This window comes from Joostella atrarenae, assembly GCF_021764745.1.
In the GTDB taxonomy this organism is placed as follows: domain Bacteria; phylum Bacteroidota; class Bacteroidia; order Flavobacteriales; family Flavobacteriaceae; genus Galbibacter; species Galbibacter atrarenae.
Map to the genome: position 1 here is coordinate 558,605 of NZ_JAETXX010000001.1, position 16,975 is coordinate 575,579.

General features: G+C 34.0%; 17 protein-coding genes. 15 read left to right on the top strand and 2 right to left on the bottom strand.

Annotated elements, in window-relative coordinates; all coding sequences use genetic code 11:
* Positions 1–95 precede the first annotated feature (95 nt).
* The 15 genes from atpB to JM658_RS02480 all read left to right on the top strand — a co-directional run bounded on the left by atpB (position 96) and on the right by JM658_RS02480 (position 13,952).
* On the top strand, positions 96–1,181 hold the full coding sequence (atpB, locus tag JM658_RS02410; RefSeq protein ID WP_236957628.1) for a F0F1 ATP synthase subunit A: 1,086 nt from the start codon (positions 96–98) through the stop codon (positions 1,179–1,181).
* 39 nt (positions 1,182–1,220) lie between these two features.
* The gene (atpE, locus tag JM658_RS02415; RefSeq protein ID WP_236957629.1) at positions 1,221–1,424 is read left to right on the top strand and encodes an ATP synthase F0 subunit C; all 204 of its coding nucleotides are present in this window, start codon (positions 1,221–1,223) and stop codon (positions 1,422–1,424) included.
* A 211-nt stretch (positions 1,425–1,635) separates the two neighbouring features.
* Positions 1,636–2,127 carry a F0F1 ATP synthase subunit B gene (locus JM658_RS02420; protein WP_236957630.1) on the top strand — a complete coding sequence of 164 codons (492 nt, stop codon included), beginning with the start codon at positions 1,636–1,638 and terminating at the stop codon, positions 2,125–2,127.
* An 18-nt stretch (positions 2,128–2,145) separates the two neighbouring features.
* Positions 2,146–2,694, top strand: coding sequence for an ATP synthase F1 subunit delta (gene atpH, locus JM658_RS02425; RefSeq protein WP_236957631.1), 549 nt, complete (start codon positions 2,146–2,148; stop codon positions 2,692–2,694).
* A 65-nt stretch (positions 2,695–2,759) separates the two neighbouring features.
* Positions 2,760–4,340 carry a F0F1 ATP synthase subunit alpha gene (gene atpA / locus JM658_RS02430; RefSeq protein WP_236957632.1) on the top strand — a complete coding sequence of 527 codons (1,581 nt, stop codon included), beginning with the start codon at positions 2,760–2,762 and terminating at the stop codon, positions 4,338–4,340.
* Between the two features lie 73 nt (positions 4,341–4,413).
* Positions 4,414–5,280: an ATP synthase F1 subunit gamma gene (gene atpG / locus JM658_RS02435; RefSeq protein ID WP_236957633.1), complete on the top strand. Its 867-nt coding sequence runs from the start codon at positions 4,414–4,416 to the stop codon at positions 5,278–5,280.
* Positions 5,281–5,534: 254 nt separating this feature from the next.
* A complete protein-coding gene (locus JM658_RS02440; protein ID WP_236957634.1) occupies positions 5,535–6,017 on the top strand; it encodes a DUF4168 domain-containing protein in 483 nt (160 codons plus the stop codon).
* A 257-nt stretch (positions 6,018–6,274) separates the two neighbouring features.
* The gene (locus JM658_RS02445) at positions 6,275–6,784 is read left to right on the top strand and encodes a hypothetical protein (protein ID WP_236957635.1); all 510 of its coding nucleotides are present in this window, start codon (positions 6,275–6,277) and stop codon (positions 6,782–6,784) included.
* Positions 6,785–6,840: 56 nt separating this feature from the next.
* Positions 6,841–8,316: an oligosaccharide flippase family protein gene (locus tag JM658_RS02450; protein WP_236957636.1), complete on the top strand. Its 1,476-nt coding sequence runs from the start codon at positions 6,841–6,843 to the stop codon at positions 8,314–8,316.
* Between the two features lie 8 nt (positions 8,317–8,324).
* The gene (dut, locus tag JM658_RS02455; protein ID WP_236957637.1) at positions 8,325–8,759 is read left to right on the top strand and encodes a dUTP diphosphatase; all 435 of its coding nucleotides are present in this window, start codon (positions 8,325–8,327) and stop codon (positions 8,757–8,759) included.
* Positions 8,760–8,938: 179 nt separating this feature from the next.
* Positions 8,939–9,949, top strand: coding sequence for a sugar phosphate nucleotidyltransferase (locus JM658_RS02460; RefSeq protein ID WP_236957638.1), 1,011 nt, complete (start codon positions 8,939–8,941; stop codon positions 9,947–9,949).
* A 122-nt stretch (positions 9,950–10,071) separates the two neighbouring features.
* Positions 10,072–10,965, top strand: coding sequence for a tetratricopeptide repeat protein (locus JM658_RS02465; RefSeq protein WP_236957639.1), 894 nt, complete (start codon positions 10,072–10,074; stop codon positions 10,963–10,965).
* 10 nt (positions 10,966–10,975) lie between these two features.
* Positions 10,976–11,752, top strand: a complete 777-nt coding sequence (locus JM658_RS02470; protein ID WP_236957640.1) for a DUF4292 domain-containing protein — start codon at positions 10,976–10,978, stop codon at positions 11,750–11,752.
* A gap of 1 nt (position 11,753) precedes the next feature.
* Positions 11,754–13,001, top strand: a complete 1,248-nt coding sequence (locus JM658_RS02475) for a murein hydrolase activator EnvC family protein (RefSeq protein WP_236957641.1) — start codon at positions 11,754–11,756, stop codon at positions 12,999–13,001.
* Between the two features lie 291 nt (positions 13,002–13,292).
* Entirely contained in the window at positions 13,293–13,952 is a 660-nt protein-coding gene (locus JM658_RS02480; RefSeq protein WP_236957642.1) for an OmpW/AlkL family protein, read from the top strand.
* A gap of 199 nt (positions 13,953–14,151) precedes the next feature.
* On the opposite strand, the gene JM658_RS02485 is transcribed toward JM658_RS02480, so the two are convergent.
* Both JM658_RS02485 and JM658_RS02490 read right to left on the bottom strand, forming a co-directional pair.
* Positions 14,152–14,898 carry a succinate dehydrogenase/fumarate reductase iron-sulfur subunit gene (locus tag JM658_RS02485; RefSeq protein ID WP_236957643.1) on the bottom strand — a complete coding sequence of 249 codons (747 nt, stop codon included), beginning with the start codon at positions 14,896–14,898 and terminating at the stop codon, positions 14,152–14,154.
* Between the two features lie 72 nt (positions 14,899–14,970).
* Positions 14,971–16,974: a fumarate reductase/succinate dehydrogenase flavoprotein subunit gene (locus tag JM658_RS02490; RefSeq protein WP_236957644.1), complete on the bottom strand. Its 2,004-nt coding sequence runs from the start codon at positions 16,972–16,974 to the stop codon at positions 14,971–14,973.
* Position 16,975 lies beyond the last annotated feature (1 nt).

Sequence of the window (16,975 nt, forward strand, 5' to 3'; positions counted from 1 at the left end):
TAGAAAAAAAAATAGTTGTTAACTTCCTAATGTGAATAAATAATGTACCTTTGCACCAAATTTTTGAGGAGCATATATTTTATTTTTAATTAGGTATGAGGATAGCACAGAAATCTATCAAGAGATTTTTTCTTTTAGCAATGTTTTTTGTTTCTTTAGGAGCAAGCGCTCAGGAGCACGAAAACGCTCATAGTGAGGACACTACAGATGAAGCTTTTAATCCAACGGATTTAATAAATCATCACGTTTCGGATTCTCATGAATTTCATATAGCAGATTGGAATGGAAAAGCAATTTCCATGCCACTTCCTGTAATTTTATGGACAGAGAATGGTTTAGTAACATTTATGTCTTCAGAATTTCATCATGATGAAAATGGAGAAGTTATCGTAGAACGTAACGGACAAAAATTTGCACGTGTTCATGATGAAATATATTATGCAGATGGAGGTTTGTCTTTCGATGAGGAGCATCATGTTACAAATTCACGTCCTTTAAACTTTTCGATTACAAAAAATGTATTCACTTTAATGGTTACAGCAATATTAATGTTATTAATATTTATTCCTGTAGCTAATTCTTACAAGAAAAATAAAAGAGCACCAAAAGGAATTGCAGGTTTTATGGAGCCTTTAATCGTTTTTGTTAGAGACGATATTGCGAGACCTAATATTGGAGAGAAAAAATACAAAAAATACATGCCGTATTTATTAACTGTATTTTTCTTAATCTGGATAGGTAACCTTTTCGGATTAATTCCATTCTTTCCTTTCCAAGGAACACTTACAAATGATATTTTATTTACAGGAGTATTAGCAACCTTTACTTTCTTGCTTACTATTTTTAGTGGTAACAAAGCATATTGGGGGCATATATTCGCAACTCCAGGAGTTCCAAAATGGTTGTTACCAATTATGATTCCTGTGGAGGTTTTAGGAATGTTTACAAAGCCTTTTGCTTTAATGATTCGTTTATTCGCTAACATTACAGCAGGACATATTATTATATTGAGTTTAATGTCTCTAATCTTTATTTTCCAAACAGCATATGTTTCTCCAATATCTATAGGATTTTCATTGTTTATGTATGGATTAGAATTATTGGTTGCGGCATTACAAGCGTATGTGTTTACGTTACTATCTGCTTTATTTATTGGGCAGGCGGTAGAAGACCACCATTAATATTGAGTTTTATTTATTAACTATTATAAATTTTTTATTATGATTTTAGCTGGAATAGGAGCTGGATTAGCTGCCATCGGTGCAGGTTTAGGTATCGGTAAAATTGGTGGATCTGCAATGGATGCTATTGCACGTCAGCCAGAAGCGGCTTCAAAAATTCAAACTGCCATGATTATTGCTGCTGCACTTATTGAAGGTGTTGCACTTTTCGCAGTGGTTGTTGCGTTAATTACTAACGGATAATTTTTGACAAAAAAACAAACAACGCTTTAACGGTTGGTTATAGCGTTGTTTACTCATTAAGTGAGTTTTATGCTTTAAATATTTGATTTATAAATGATAAAGTGTCATTTTTACAATCGTTTTAATTTAAAGTGTATGATTACGTTCCACGAGAGTTAAAATTTATCAGTGGAAATTAAAAACTAGAAAACGTTATTTAATATTTTTTATAATGAATATTACACATCCTGAAAGTTTAATTTTTTGGTCTATAATAGTTTTTGTAATTCTATTTATACTATTACGTAAGTATGCTTGGAAGCCAATTTTAGGAGCTGTTAGCACAAGAGAAGAGTCTATTAACAAGGCTTTAGAATCTGCTGAAGAAGCCCGTAAAGAGTTACAAAATCTTCAATCTGATAATGAGAAATTGATTCAAGAAGCGCGTGCAGAAAGAGACACTATGTTGAAGGAAGCACGTCAGATTAAAGAATCTATGATTGCTGAAGCGAAAGAAGAAGCACAGGCGCAAGCTGATAAAGTTATCAAGCAAGCACAGCAAACTATTCAAAGTGAAAAGCAAGCTGCCGTTGCTGAATTGAAAAATCAAGTAGCTAATTTATCAGTAGAAATAGCAGAGAAAGTAGTTAAATCTGAGCTTTCGTCTAAAGAAAAGCAATTACAGCTTGTAGACGATATGTTAAAAGAGGTTACTTTAAACTAATTTGTAAGAAGGAATACCATGAAAGGTACCAGAGCAGGAAATAGATACGCGAAAGCTGTTTTAGATTATGCAAAGGAGCAAGATGCTCTTGATGTAGTTGGAGCAGATATGAAAGATATCTATAATACTATAAACGGAAATGAAGAATTGGAAGGGATGCTTCAAAGTCCGGTTATCAAATTATCTGATAAGCAAGCAGCATTAAACGAAATTTTTTCTGAAGTGAATCCTGTTTCTTTAAGGTTGATAGCTGTGCTTATAGAGAACAACCGTATTAATTTATTAAAAGTGGTTGCTGAAAAGTATATCGTATTATTTGATAAATTAAGAGGAAAAGAGCTTGCAGTAGTTACAACGGCAGTTCCTTTATCATCAGAATTAGAGAAGAAAGTTCTAGACAAGGTAAAAGAACTAACGGGTAATACCGCAACAATAAAAAATATAATTGATGAAAGTATTATCGGTGGATTTATCCTTAGAGTAGGAGATTTACAGTATAATGCTAGTATAGCAAACCAGTTAAGTAACCTTAAGAGAGGTTTACATAACAACGCATACGTTTCTTAATAACTAAAATAAAAAGGTAGGATGTTTTAATTTTAAAGCATCTAAAATCTAAATACTAAATAAAGATGGCTGAAGTTAAAGCGGCTGAGGTATCAGCAATATTAAAAAAGCAACTATCAGGATTTGAAGCGAAAGCTTCATTGGACGAAGTAGGAACTGTACTCCAGATAGGAGATGGTATCGCCCGAGTTTATGGATTGTCTAATGCACAATATGGTGAGTTAGTACAGTTTGAATCTGGGTTAGAAGGTATCGTACTTAACCTTGAGGAAGACAATGTTGGTATTGTTTTGTTAGGTCCTTCAAAAGGAATTAAAGAAGGTGATACTGTAAAGCGTACACAGCGTATCGCATCTATTAAAGTAGGTGAGAAAATGGTAGGTCGTGTAGTTGATACTTTAGGAAATCCTATTGATGGTAAAGGTCCTATTGGTGGAGATCTTTATGAGATGCCTTTAGAGCGTAAAGCTCCTGGAGTTATCTTCCGTCAACCAGTAACAGAACCATTACAAACAGGTATCAAATCTATCGATGCGATGATTCCTGTAGGTAGAGGACAACGTGAGTTGGTTATTGGAGACCGTCAAACTGGTAAAACTACCGTTTGTATTGATACCATTATCAACCAAAAAGAATTTTACGATGCTGGTAAGCCAGTATTTTGTATATATGTTGCGATTGGACAAAAAGCTTCTACAGTAGCTGCAATTGCTAAAACTCTTGAAGATAAGGGAGCGTTAGCATATACAGTAATCGTAGCTGCAAATGCATCTGATCCTGCTCCAATGCAAGTTTATGCTCCTTTCGCAGGTGCTGCAATTGGAGAGTACTTTAGAGATACAGGAAGACCTGCATTAATTGTTTATGATGATTTATCTAAACAAGCAGTTGCTTACCGTGAGGTATCTTTATTACTTCGTCGTCCACCAGGACGTGAAGCATATCCTGGAGATGTTTTCTTCTTACACTCAAGATTATTAGAGCGTGCTGCAAAAGTTATCGCAGATGATGGTATTGCAAAAGAGATGAATGATCTTCCAGAATCTTTAAAACCAATTGTAAAAGGAGGAGGTTCTTTAACAGCCTTGCCAATTATTGAAACACAAGCGGGAGATGTTTCGGCATATATCCCAACAAACGTGATTTCGATTACAGATGGTCAGATTTTCTTAGAATCAGATTTATTTAACTCTGGGGTTCGTCCTGCAATTAACGTAGGTATTTCTGTATCTCGTGTTGGAGGTAACGCACAGATTAAATCGATGAAGAAAGTTGCTGGTACATTAAAATTAGATCAAGCACAGTTCCGTGAATTAGAAGCGTTTGCTAAGTTTGGTTCTGATTTAGATGCCGCTACTATGAGTGTAATTAGTAAAGGTAAAAGAAACGTTGAGATTCTTAAGCAAGCTCAGAATGATCCTTACACAGTTGAAGATCAGATTGCAATTATCTACGCAGGTTCTAGAAACCTTCTAAAAGACGTTCCAGTAGAAAAGGTAAAAGAGTTCGAAAAAGACTTTTTAGAGTTCTTAAACGCTAAGCATAGAGGAGTATTAGATACATTGAAATCTGGTAAATTAACAGATGAAGTAACAGATACACTTTCTCAAGTAGCAAAAGAGCTTTCAGCAAAATATAAAGGGTAATTAGATTTTAGTATCGAGTATTGAGATTACAGATTTCAATACTCGGTGCTTCATACTCAATTCTTAATATAGAATGGCAAATTTAAAAGAAATACGTAGCAGAATTACATCGGTTGGTTCAACGATGCAGATAACTAGTGCCATGAAAATGGTATCAGCTGCAAAGTTGAAAAAAGCGCAAGATGCTATTACAGCAATGCGTCCTTATTCCGATAAACTTACCGAGCTTTTACAAACGCTTAGTGCTACACTAGAAGGTGATGCAGGAAGTGTGTATGCAGAGCAAAGAGAGGTTAAAAGTGTACTTGTTGTTGCAATTACTTCTAATAGAGGTTTATGTGGTGCCTTTAATACTAATATTATTAAAGCATCTAATCTTCTTGCGCAGTCTACATACGCAGGAAAGAAGGTTAGTTTTGTAACTGTTGGTAAAAAAGGAAACGATATTCTTAAGAAAAACCATTACGTTACACATAATAACAACGACATTTACGACGATCTTACTTTTGATAATGTTACTGTTATTGCAGAGCGATTGATGACATTGTATAGAGAAGGAGCATACGATAAGATTGTTTTGGTTTACAACCATTTCAAAAATGCAGCTACGCAAATTGTTAAAACGGAAGATTTCTTACCTATAAAACCTATTGAAAGCGAGGAAACAAATAATAATTCAGCCGATTATATTTTCGAGCCTTCAAAAGAGGAAATTATAGAGACGTTAATTCCAAAGTCATTAAAGACACAATTATATAAAGCTATTCGTGATTCTTTTGCTTCTGAACACGGAGCACGTATGACGGCAATGCATAAAGCAACCGATAATGCTGCTGACTTAAAAGCAGAATTAACACTTACATACAATAAAGCACGTCAAGCTGCAATTACTAACGAGATCCTTGAGATTGTTGGTGGAGCAGAAGCTTTAAATAACTAAGAAGTTATTACTTAAATAATATATATAAACCCCAAAGGCTTTTGCTTTTGGGGTTTATCTTTTTATAATATTTACTGAAGGGAAGTATTGTGGCATTTAATTTTGTAGTTAACATCATGTTCTGTTAATTATCGTAGTAAAAATGGTTATATTTTGTTAAACCTTTGTGAAGTTATAGACTTTATAGTCAGATTTTTTTTGTGTCTTACAAATTTATTTAATCTTGCTTATCTAGATAACTTAAAAGAGATAACATGTTAGTATTAAAAAGATTAAAAATAGTTTTTCTATTCGTCGCATTATTAGGAAGTGTGAGTGCCTTTGCACAAGTGCCAGCACCAGCACCAGCACCAGCAGAAAACATTTCTGATGCCGAATTACAACAATTTGCGGAAGCTTATATGGGAATTCAAATGAAAAACCAAGAAGCGCAACAAGCAATGACCACTACCATAAAAGATCATGGAATAGCCTTAGATCGCTTTAATGAGATCCAACAAGCTTCTATGGATCCAAATAAGGAAGTAGACGCCTCTGAAGATGAGTTAGCGAAACATAAAGCTGCAATTGCAGATTTAGAGAAGTTACAACCTAAGTTTCAGTCGCAAATGGAAACTGTTATTACAGATACAGGATTGTCTATAGAGCGTTACCAAGCAGTAGCTAGTTCTGTACAAGCAAGCAAAGAACTGCAACAAAAACTACAAGGCATTATGGTGAAAATGCAACAAGGATAATTATAGATCCTTTTATACTAAGAAATCCCCCACCTTGGTATACTATTTACATATAAAACTCCAAAGGCAATTGTCTTTGGAGTTTTTGTTTGAATTAAATTTGGCATCAATTTTGAAATCGTACCTTTATAATACCAATAATTTTGAAGTTTTAGAGTTATACCTAATAAACCGACTTAAAGGATACTTTCCTTAGTCGAGTGGTAACCATATTAGGTGTTAGATTTGATTAACCATAGTAAGTTTATAAAACAAATATGATACGATTTTTAAATATCTTTTTTGGCATTTTAGTTGTTTTGGGGTTTTCTCAATGTGGGACTTCGAAGCAGCTTATAAAAGATCCACCCTTTAGTGTAAAAGAAGCAAGTATAGAGGCTTGGACAGCTGGCGAGAATAAGAAAGTGAAAGGTGAAAACATTTACTTAACATTCTCTATAGAGGACTTAAAAGGAAATATATCTTTTGATAGCTTGTATTATAAAGGACAAATGGCGCCTTTAGAGCATTATAAAAAGGGAGACATCTATATAGGGCGCTTTTCAGATGATAACATAAAATTTAATGACCTTATTATGCATGCCGACCCAAAAATGGAATTTGGAAACATGCCTCCTAAAGCGACTGTAAAACCACCTTTTGAAATCGAAGAAGAGCAAGTGCTATTATGTTATACTTATAACGATGAAAAGCAATTTTACGTAATAAATGAATTCGAAGTAGTTGTGCCTATTCATTATAAAGAAAGTCCGATAATTAAAAAGTAAAACTTTTGTTAGCTCTTTATAAATCGATACTTTTAGCACATTAAGAAAAACATGTATTGGGGTCGCTAAAAAAACTATTTAAGCATACATTTATCTATGGGCTGGCTACGGTATTACCAAGGTTGTTAAGCCTAGTATTAACGCGCCTATACACCGATAAGCTTCCTACAGAAGATTATGGAATTTATGCGTCTTTATATGTTTATTTAATTTCAGGAAACGTTCTTCTTTCCTATGGAATGGAAACTGCTTTTTTCCGATTTATGAATAAAAGTGAGCGAAAATCGGAAGTTCAATCTACCGCATTAACTTCTATTTTTGTTACTTCAGGTTTGTTTTTAGTATTTTCTCTATTATTCAAAGATAGTATTGCTTCCTTTTTAGGGTTTAAGCCCGAGTTTATAGTATACGGAATACTAATTTTATTTTTTGATGCACTTTGTGTAATCCCTTTTGCTTGGCTTCGAAACCAAGAAATGCCTTTAAAATATTCATTTATAAAAATAACAACCGTTATTGTAAATCTAGGATTAAATTTATTTTTCTTCCTTGTATTGCCGTTGCTCATTTCTGATAATGAGACTTCTGTTTTAAATGGATTAGTATTTGAAAATAAGGTGAATTATATCTTTATTTCGAATGTTTTAGCAAGTTTCTTCGGACTATTACTTATCCTACCTCTTTATTTTAGAATCCGATTGAGGCTTGATTTTAATTTATGGAAGAGAATGATTCGCTATGCTTTTCCAGTATTAATTGCAGGGATTGCATTTTCTATCAATGAAGGGTTTGATAAAATAATGCTGAAATATTTACTACCCGAGAATATAGCGGAAGAAACAGTTGGAATCTATGCTGCTTGTTATAAGTTAGGAGCTTTTATGACTCTCTTTGTCACTGCTTTTAAATTGGGTGTCGAACCGTTTTTCTTTAGTAATGCCAACAAAAAGAATGCTAAAGAAATCTATGCAGACACAACGTTGTATTTTACCATTTTCGGATCGCTTATATTTTTGTTTGTAGTGGTTTATATTGACGTGCTTAAAAAGATATTAATTCATAATTCAGCATATTGGGAGGCTTTATGGGTAGTTCCATTCATTCTATTAGCAAATTTATTTTTTGGAATTTACCACAACCTTTCCGTTTGGTATAAGATAACAGATAGGACAATTTTTGGAGCTTATATTTCCGTTTTTGGAGCGATTGTAACACTAGCTTTAAATTTCATTTTAATTCCTATTATAACGTATAAAGGGTCTGCTATCGCTACTTTGGTAGCCTATGGAAGTATGATGCTTTTATCTTTTTACTTCGGACAAAAAAATCATCCAATCCCTTATAATTTAAAGAAAATAGGAAGCTATTTAGGAGTATCTATTCTCTTTGTTTTTCTATCTTTTTATGTATTCGATAGAAATCTAATTATAGGAACACTCTTAGTTTTAGTATTTTTGATGCTGATTTATCGTTTAGAGAATAAACAGCTTAAAGAAATGGTGAAATCTATTTCTATTAAAAAAAGAAAATAAATTTAAAAATGACAGTAAAAATAGTAAATAAGTCCGAGCATCAATTACCAAGCTATGCAACCATAGCCTCCGCTGGGATGGATATTAGAGCAAATATAGAAACACCAATAGTTTTAAAACCTTTAGAGCGAGCAATCGTAAAAACTGGATTGTTTATAGAGCTTCCAATAGGTTCTGAGGCTCAGGTAAGACCTAGAAGCGGTCTGGCTGCAAAGAAGGGAATTACTGTTCTTAATGCTCCAGGAACAATCGATGCAGACTATAGAGGAGAAATTGGCGTTATCTTAGTAAATCTTTCAAATGAGGATTTTACTATTGAAAACGGAGAACGAATTGCACAATTAGTAATTGCAAAACACGAACATATTAGCTGGGAAGAAGTAGAAGTTCTTTCAGAAACAAAAAGAGGAGAAGGCGGTTTCGGTAGTACTGGTGTAAAGTAATGCCTACAACTTTGGTATGTCTCTTGTGAAAATGAGTAACCCTCTTGGATAAGGGAATTTTGTATTATATAAATAGCACTCTTTTTAAGAGTATTAATAAAAATAGCTTTCTGCTTAGGCAGATTTAATTAACAACATTAAAAATAAGATTTCTGCTTACGCGGGAATATGAGATTAGTATGAAAATAATAGTACCAATGGCTGGACGTGGATCCAGACTTAGACCACACACTTTAACAATACCAAAACCACTAATTCCGATAGCGGGAAAACCTATTGTACAGCGTTTGGTGGAAGATATCGCCAAAGTACTTGATCAAGATATTGAAGAGATAGCATTTATAATAAAAGACGATTTTGGTGCTGAGATTGAAGCTAAATTAAATGAAATAGCTGCAAGTCTAAATGCTAAAGGAACTATTTATTACCAAGATAAGCCTTTGGGAACTGGACATGCGATTATGTGTGCAAAAGAGTCGCTTTCTGGGCCGTGTGTAATAGCATATGCGGATACACTTTTTAAAGCAGACTTTAATTTAGATCAAACTGCAGACAGTGTAATTTGGGTAAAACAAGTTGATAAGCCGGAGGCATACGGTGTTGTAGAACTTAATGATGAAAAGAATATTTCTGGATTGGTTGAAAAGCCAACAGAATTTGTTTCAGATCTAGCAGTTATTGGAATTTATTATTTTAAAGAAGGGGAGCAGCTTAAAGCGGAATTACAAAAGGTTTTAGATGCGAATATTCTTCATGGAGGCGAATACCAAATTAATGATGGTATAAAAGCAATGATGGCTCAAGGAAAGAAATTCGTCCCTGGAAAGGTAGATGAGTGGATGGACTGTGGAAATAAGAATGTTACTGTAGAAACTAATAGCAGAATGCTACAATTCTTACATGAAGATGGAGAAAATTTAGTTTCTAGTACCGTTAAACAAGAGAATGCTACAATTATTCAGCCTTGTTATATCGGAGAGCATGTAGTTTTAAAAAATGCATCAGTTGGGCCTAATGTTTCTATTGGAGATGGGACTGTTGTAGAGAATTCAACCATAAAAAATAGCTTAATTCAAACACAGTCGGTTATTAAAAATGCTGATTTAGATAATGCTATGATTGGGAATTTTGCCAAGTTTGATGGGAAATTTACAGATGTTAGCATCGGAGATTATTCTGTTTTAGAGTAATTTATATATTTTTTACTGAGTAAGTTTATATTTAAAATTAGTCTTTATTCTTACATTTATAATTCGAGAGATTTTAGATCAGAGATAGTATGATCAAGAGGGTTTTTTTACGAGCGTTGATTATGATGGTTTATATAACCTCTACGCTTGCAATGGCTCAAGAATCTGCTGCTGATGTTTCTAATGAAACTAATGAAGATGCTTTTCAGGAACATTTCTATGAAGCATTGAAGCAAAAGGGAATCGAGAATTATGATAGAGCAATTACTGCTCTTTTGGTTTGTAAAGAATTGGAACCAGCTAACGATGTTATAGATTATGAGCTTGGTTTAAACTATATGTATCAGCATAAATATGTACAAGCACAACCTTATTTAGAGGCTGCAATATCAAAGCGTAGTAATAATAAGTGGTATTTAGATGCGCTTTTAACATGTTATAAAAACCAGCAAAATATAGCCAAAGCAATTGAAGTTGCTTCAAAGTTATCTGCTACAAATCCTAATTATAAAGGTGTTTTAGCAGATTTATATATCGAGCAGCAAGAATATGATAAAGCGCTCGTTGTAATAGATGAGATGGATGCTAGTGGTGTTCAGAGGGCAGAGGCAGCGCAAAAGCGGTCTAAAGTTATAATGTTGCAAAATATTAGTGCTTTAGCTAAACCTAAATCTGCTGAGAGATCCAGTTCTGTTAATAATCCAATCGACGATTATAAAAATCAAATTCTTAAGCAACAAGAGCGAACGGATTATAAAGAAATGCTGAGTGTAAGCAGTGATGCATTGGATAATTTCCCTACGCAACCTGATTTTTATTATTTAAAAGGAGTTGCATTAAATAAGCTTCAGGAGTATAAAATGGCTACAGAAGTTTTGGAAGAAGGGCTTGGATATTTGTTGGATGATAAACAACTAGAAAATAATATTTTTAAAGAGCTTATGTTCGCTTATAATAAGTTGGGTGAAACAGAAAAATCAAATGAGTATCAGTTAAAAATAGATGCGAATAATTAACTTAATTTGAATGAAAATAAACGCTAAGTTTTCAATATATATAATATTATTATCATTGTTTTTTGTTTCCTGTAAATCTAAAAATGTTTTAGGAGCAGGGGAGTTAAAAAGTGATGTTTCAGCAAAAAATGTTATTTCAAACCATTATAAAAATGAGTTAGATTTTAGCACACTTACTGGAAGGATGAAAATTGATTATACAGATGGTGATGAGTCGCAAGGAGTAACGGTAAGCTTCAGAATGAAAAAGGACGAAACCATATGGATGAGTGCTCCTTTATCTGTAGTAAAGGTTTTGATTACACCTACGCGGGTTAGTTTTTATAATAAATTGGATAATACATATTTTGATGGAGACTTTTCTTATTTAAATAATTTGTTGGGTACCGATTTAGATTTTAAAATGGTCCAGAATATTCTGTTGGGACAAGCTGTTTTTAACCTTAAAAGTGAGCCTTATTATGTAGCTTCTGTTGCTAATAAATATCAGTTAAAACCAGAAAAGCAATCGGAGTTATTTAAAACGCTATTTTTAATTGATCCTACATATTATAAAATGAGTTTACAGCAAATATCTCAACCGGAGAAAAATCGTTTATTAAGTATCGATTATCAGAATTATCAAAAAGTAGGAGGTAGGATTCTTCCAAATGAGATTGAGATTAATGCAGTGGATGAAAAACATAGAAATCGCATCAATATAGAGTATAATAGTGTTGAGTTTGATAGAGATGTGAACTTCCCGTACAATATACCTAACGGATTTAAACAAGTAGAGATTAAATAATATGAGTAAGCAAAATTTCTTCTTTTTAAGCTTTTTAATTGCTTTTCTATCATTTGGCACACTCCAAGCTCAAAGTGAAGAGCAAAAGGAATTAGAGGCAAGAAAATCTAGACTCCAAGAGGAGATTCAGCAGTTCAACACATTGCTTTCTCAAAAGAGAAAAGAGAAAACAAGTGTTTTAGAAGATGTTGAAGATTTAGATCATAAAATTAGAATAAGAAAGGAGCTTATAAAAGTTACCAACCAGCAAGCGAACTTGATTAACCGTCAGATAAACAATAATATTAATAAAATATCTAAGCTTCGAGACGACTTAAAGGAGTTGAAAAGTGATTATGCGGAGATGATTCGGAAATCATATAAAAGCAATTCTCAGCAAAGTAGATTAATGTTTTTACTTTCTTCTGAAGATTTCTTTCAGGCCTACAAGAGGGTTCAGTATATGAAGCAGTATACAAACTACCGTAAAGAACAGGCTGATGAAATTCAATCTAAAACAAAGGAATTACAGCGGCTTAATGATGGTTTAGTAGGTCAGCGTAAAGAGAAAGAAACGCTTATTGCTGAAAATCGTAAAGAACAAGCTTCTCTTGAACAAGAATTGAGCAGTCAGCAAGGTCTTATAGCAACGATTAAGAAAAAGGAAACTGAATATGCCAATCAGATTCGCGATAAACAAAAGCAAGCGGATAAGATAGATAAACAGATAGATAAAATTATTCGTGATGCTATCGCCAAAGCCAACGCTGCAAATAAGGAGACTACAAAAGAAACTAGAGAAAGCGCAACCAAATCATCCAATTTTGCTTTAACTGCGGAAGCTAAGCTTGTGGACACCGACTTTAAAGCAAATAAAGGGAAGCTACCTTGGCCTGTTGAAAAAGGAGTTTTGAAAATGCGCTACGGGAAACAACCGCATCCTATTGTAAAATCTGTTACCATCCAGAGTAACGGAGTTCGTATTGCTACAGAAAAGGGATCTAAAGCACGTGCGATTTATCGTGGAAAAGTATTGGCTGTACAGGCAATTAAAGGAGGGAATAAGGCTGTTTTAATCCAACATGGTAATTATATATCGGTTTATAATAATTTGGGTAAGGTGTACGTAAAAGAAGGTGATAATGTAATTACTAAGCAAGAGATCGGTGAGGTCTTTACGAGCACTTCTAATAATGAAACGGTACTTAAGTTTATGATTTATAATAATGATCATACCGATAATCCTGCAAATTGGATTTATAGAATGTAGTAAAATCTAGTCCAAGTATGCTTATTGTTATGCCCTAATAGGTATTTTGTCACTGATTTTTTGTTAATAGGATTTTGTATGTTTTATAGTAAAGTTAATTTTCTGCATTTTATCCAACAAACTTCTCCTAGCTACTTTCTTTATTTTTCTTTTGATGTTAATTATATGTGCTTTCTAAGGTTTTTTTTCATTTAGATGTCGTATTAGTATATAATCTATAAACACATGACATAAATCATCTTTTAGGTTCTCTTTAGTATATACTTTTGTTTCAACTTAAAAAATGAAACAATGAAAAAAATAGTTCTATCCTTATTAGTAGGGTGTTTTGCAATCTCTTTTGCAACTGCCCAGGAGTCAAAAAAATCACACGATAATAACGATTTTTATAGATGGCAAATTAGAGCTCGTGGTATTTTAGTTACGCCAGATGAGAGTGCTAATATTAGCTTGATAGGTGGTGATGCAGAAATCACAAAAGCCTTTATGCCAGAATTAGATTTTACTTATTTTTTTACTAAAAATTTCGCTGCAGAATTAATCCTTGCAACTACGCGTCATGGTGTTAAAGCAACTAATACTGCTGTTGGGAATTTAGATCTTGGAGACGTTTGGTTATTGCCTCCTACGTTAACGTTCCAATATCACTGGAATGTAGAGGAAAATGTAAGACCTTATGTTGGAGCTGGGATTAATTACACAATTTTTTATGGAGAAGATAATGGTCCAATTGCAGATAATATGAAGTATGATAATACTTTTTCTCCAGCAATTCAATTCGGTATAGACTTCGATATTAGTGAGCGTTGGTTTATTAATGTAGATGCTAAATATTTATTTATGAGTACAGATGTTGAGGTAGATGCTACTTCTGCTTTAGGTGCTGTTGTGGATGCCGATGTAGACATCAATCCTTTTATTGCTGGGATTGGAATTGGGTTTAAATTATAGAATAACGATTCATTATTTTGAATTAGCTTTAGTTAAGTTTAGTTAGTTAAAAAGCTCTGGGTTTTCCAGAGCTTTTTTGTTGAACTAAATCTAATAGTTATATTAATTATAGTGTTTGTTGCTCACAATGAGGAAAAAAATAAGGGTTAAGATTTTTAAAAATCTTAACCCTTATTTTTTTAAACTTATAGTTGTAATCTTACTTCTTCATATTAGCAGAAAGATACTCTCTATTCATTCTTGCAATATTCTCTAAAGAAATTCCTTTAGGACATTCGATCTCACAAGCTCCAGTGTTAGAACAGTTTCCAAAACCTTCTTCATCCATCTGTCTAACCATGTTAAGTACACGATCGGTAGCTTCAATTTGTCCTTGTGGTAACAAAGCAAACTGAGACACTTTAGCGGATGTAAATAACATCGCACTTGCATTTTTACATGCAGCAACACAAGCTCCACATCCAATACAAGTAGCAGCGTTAAAAGAATCGTCTGCATTGTCTTTGTTTACAGGAATTGCGTTTGCATCAATGGTATTCCCAGAAGTATTTACTGAAATAAACCCTCCTGCTTGTTGAATTCTATCAAAAGAAGAACGATCTACAATTAAATCTTTTATTACAGGGAAAGCGGTTGCTCTAAACGGTTCGATAGTAATTGTATCACCGTCATTAAACATACGCATATGTAATTGGCAAGTAGTAACTTTTCTGTCTGGACCGTGAGGTTCTCCGTTTATCTGAAGCGAACAAGCTCCACAGATTCCTTCACGACAGTCATGATCAAACTCTACAGGCTCTTCACCTTTATTTACGAGTTCTTCATTTAAAACATCCAGCATTTCTAAGAAAGACATGTCTTCTTCTACACCAGATATCGGGTAGTCTACCATCTTTCCTTTCGTGTTGGCATCTTTCTGACGCCATATTTTAAGTTTTAAATTCATCTTATTTAGATTTTAGTATTGAGTATTGAGTATTGAGCAGTTATCTAACATCTCTTTTCTCAACACTTGCATCTATTTGTATGAGCGTGTTTTAAGCTCAATGTTTTTATATTCTAATTCTTCTTTATGTAATACAGCCTTGCTAGGTTCTCCTTTATATTCCCAAGCGGCTACATATTTAAAGTTCTCATCGTCTCTTAATGCTTCTCCTTCTTCTGTTTGGTACTCTTCTCTAAAGTGTCCTCCACAAGATTCGTTACGATGTAAAGCGTCTTTTGCAAATAACTCTCCTAATTCTAGGAAATCTGCAACTCTTAATGCTTTCTCTAATTCACTGTTTTTACTATCAGCAGAACCAGGTACTCTTACATTTTTATGGAAATCTGCACGTAATTCAGCAATCTCAGTAATTGCAGAAGCTAAATCTTCAGCGTTACGAGCCATTCCACATTTATTCCACATTATTTTACCAAGTTTCTTATGGTAGTGGTCTACAGAATGTTTTCCTTCATTATTAACAAGACTAGCAATCTGATCTTTTACATTTTTCTCAGCAGCATCAAATTCAGGAGTATCTGTTGGGATTTTTCCTGTTCTAATATCGTTGGCTAAATAGTTTCCAATTGTATAAGGTAATACAAAATAACCATCAGCTAAACCTTGCATTAACGCAGAAGCTCCAAGTCTGTTTGCTCCGTGGTCAGAGAAGTTAGCCTCTCCAGCAGCGTAACATCCAGGAATGGTAGTCATTAAGTCATAATCAACCCAAATTCCCCCCATTGTATAATGTACAGCCGGATAAATCATCATTGGAGTTTTGTACGGATTCTCGTCAACGATCTTCTGATACATTTGGAAAAGGTTTCCGTATTTGTTCTCAACAACTTTTTCTCCTAATTCTCTTATTTCTTTTTCTGAAGGATTATGATTTCCATGGATAATAGCTTGCTCTTTTCCGTAACGCTCAATTGCTGATGCGAAATCTAAGAATACAGCCTCTCCAGTTTTATTCACTCCAAATCCAGCATCACAACGCTCTTTTGCCGCTCTAGATGCAACATCTCGAGGAACTAAGTTACCAAATGATGGATATCTTCTTTCTAAGTAATAATCTCTATCTTCTTCCGCTATTTCCGTAGGCTTTAATCTTCCTTCACGAATAGCTATTGAATCTTCTTTTTTCTTCGGAACCCAAATTCTACCATCATTACGAAGTGATTCTGACATCAATGTCAGTTTCGACTGATGATCTCCAGATACTGGAATACAAGTTGGGTGAATTTGTGTGTAACAAGGATTTGCGAAATAAGCTCCTTTTTTATGGATTTTCCAAGAAGCAGTTACATTACTTCCCATTGCATTTGTAGATAAGAAAAATACATTTCCGTATCCTCCAGAGGCAATAACTACAGCATGTGCAGAGTGACGCTCAATCTCTCCTGTAACTAAATTTCTAGCAATAATTCCTCTTGCTTTTCCGTCGACAACAACAACATCAAGCATTTCATGACGATTGAAAGATTCAATCTTCCCACGATTAATTTGACGGTTCATGGCAGCGTAAGCTCCCAATAAAAGTTGCTGTCCAGTTTGTCCTTTTGCGTAGAAAGTTCTAGAAACTAGCACTCCTCCAAAAGAACGGTTGTCTAACATTCCACCATATTCACGTGCAAAAGGAACACCTTGTGCAACACACTGGTCGATGATGTTAGCAGAAACTTCTGCCAATCTGTAAACATTGGCTTCACGAGAACGGTAATCTCCTCCTTTTACAGTATCGTAAAATAATCTGTATGTAGAGTCACCATCTCCTTGATAGTTTTTTGCTGCGTTGATACCTCCTTGCGCAGCAATTGAATGCGCACGACGTGGAGAATCTTGGTAGCAAAAAGTTTTTACGTTATATCCTAGCTCTGCAAGTGTTGCAGCAGCAGAACCACCCGCTAATCCTGTTCCAACAACAATAACATCTATATTACGTTTGTTCGCAGGGTTAACAAGGTTAATACTATTTTTATAATTGACCCACTTATTAGCTAAATCGCCTTGTGGTATTTTAGAATCGAATGTTGCCATA

Coding starts and splice junctions, on each gene's coding strand:
- JM658_RS02440 (WP_236957634.1), top strand. CDS start 5,535: ATGTTAGTATTAAAAAGATTAAAAATAGTTTTTCTATTCGTCGCATTA.
- JM658_RS02470 (WP_236957640.1), top strand. CDS start 10,976: ATGAAAATAAACGCTAAGTTTTCAATATATATAATATTATTATCATTG.
- dut (WP_236957637.1), top strand. CDS start 8,325: ATGACAGTAAAAATAGTAAATAAGTCCGAGCATCAATTACCAAGCTAT.
- JM658_RS02465 (WP_236957639.1), top strand. CDS start 10,072: ATGATGGTTTATATAACCTCTACGCTTGCAATGGCTCAAGAATCTGCT.
- atpH (WP_236957631.1), top strand. CDS start 2,146: ATGAAAGGTACCAGAGCAGGAAATAGATACGCGAAAGCTGTTTTAGAT.
- atpB (WP_236957628.1), top strand. CDS start 96: ATGAGGATAGCACAGAAATCTATCAAGAGATTTTTTCTTTTAGCAATG.
- JM658_RS02485 (WP_236957643.1), bottom strand. CDS start 14,898: ATGAATTTAAAACTTAAAATATGGCGTCAGAAAGATGCCAACACGAAA.
- JM658_RS02475 (WP_236957641.1), top strand. CDS start 11,754: ATGAGTAAGCAAAATTTCTTCTTTTTAAGCTTTTTAATTGCTTTTCTA.
- JM658_RS02420 (WP_236957630.1), top strand. CDS start 1,636: ATGAATATTACACATCCTGAAAGTTTAATTTTTTGGTCTATAATAGTT.
- atpA (WP_236957632.1), top strand. CDS start 2,760: ATGGCTGAAGTTAAAGCGGCTGAGGTATCAGCAATATTAAAAAAGCAA.
- atpG (WP_236957633.1), top strand. CDS start 4,414: ATGGCAAATTTAAAAGAAATACGTAGCAGAATTACATCGGTTGGTTCA.
- JM658_RS02490 (WP_236957644.1), bottom strand. CDS start 16,974: ATGGCAACATTCGATTCTAAAATACCACAAGGCGATTTAGCTAATAAG.
- atpE (WP_236957629.1), top strand. CDS start 1,221: ATGATTTTAGCTGGAATAGGAGCTGGATTAGCTGCCATCGGTGCAGGT.
- JM658_RS02480 (WP_236957642.1), top strand. CDS start 13,293: ATGAAAAAAATAGTTCTATCCTTATTAGTAGGGTGTTTTGCAATCTCT.
- JM658_RS02460 (WP_236957638.1), top strand. CDS start 8,939: ATGAAAATAATAGTACCAATGGCTGGACGTGGATCCAGACTTAGACCA.
- JM658_RS02445 (WP_236957635.1), top strand. CDS start 6,275: ATGATACGATTTTTAAATATCTTTTTTGGCATTTTAGTTGTTTTGGGG.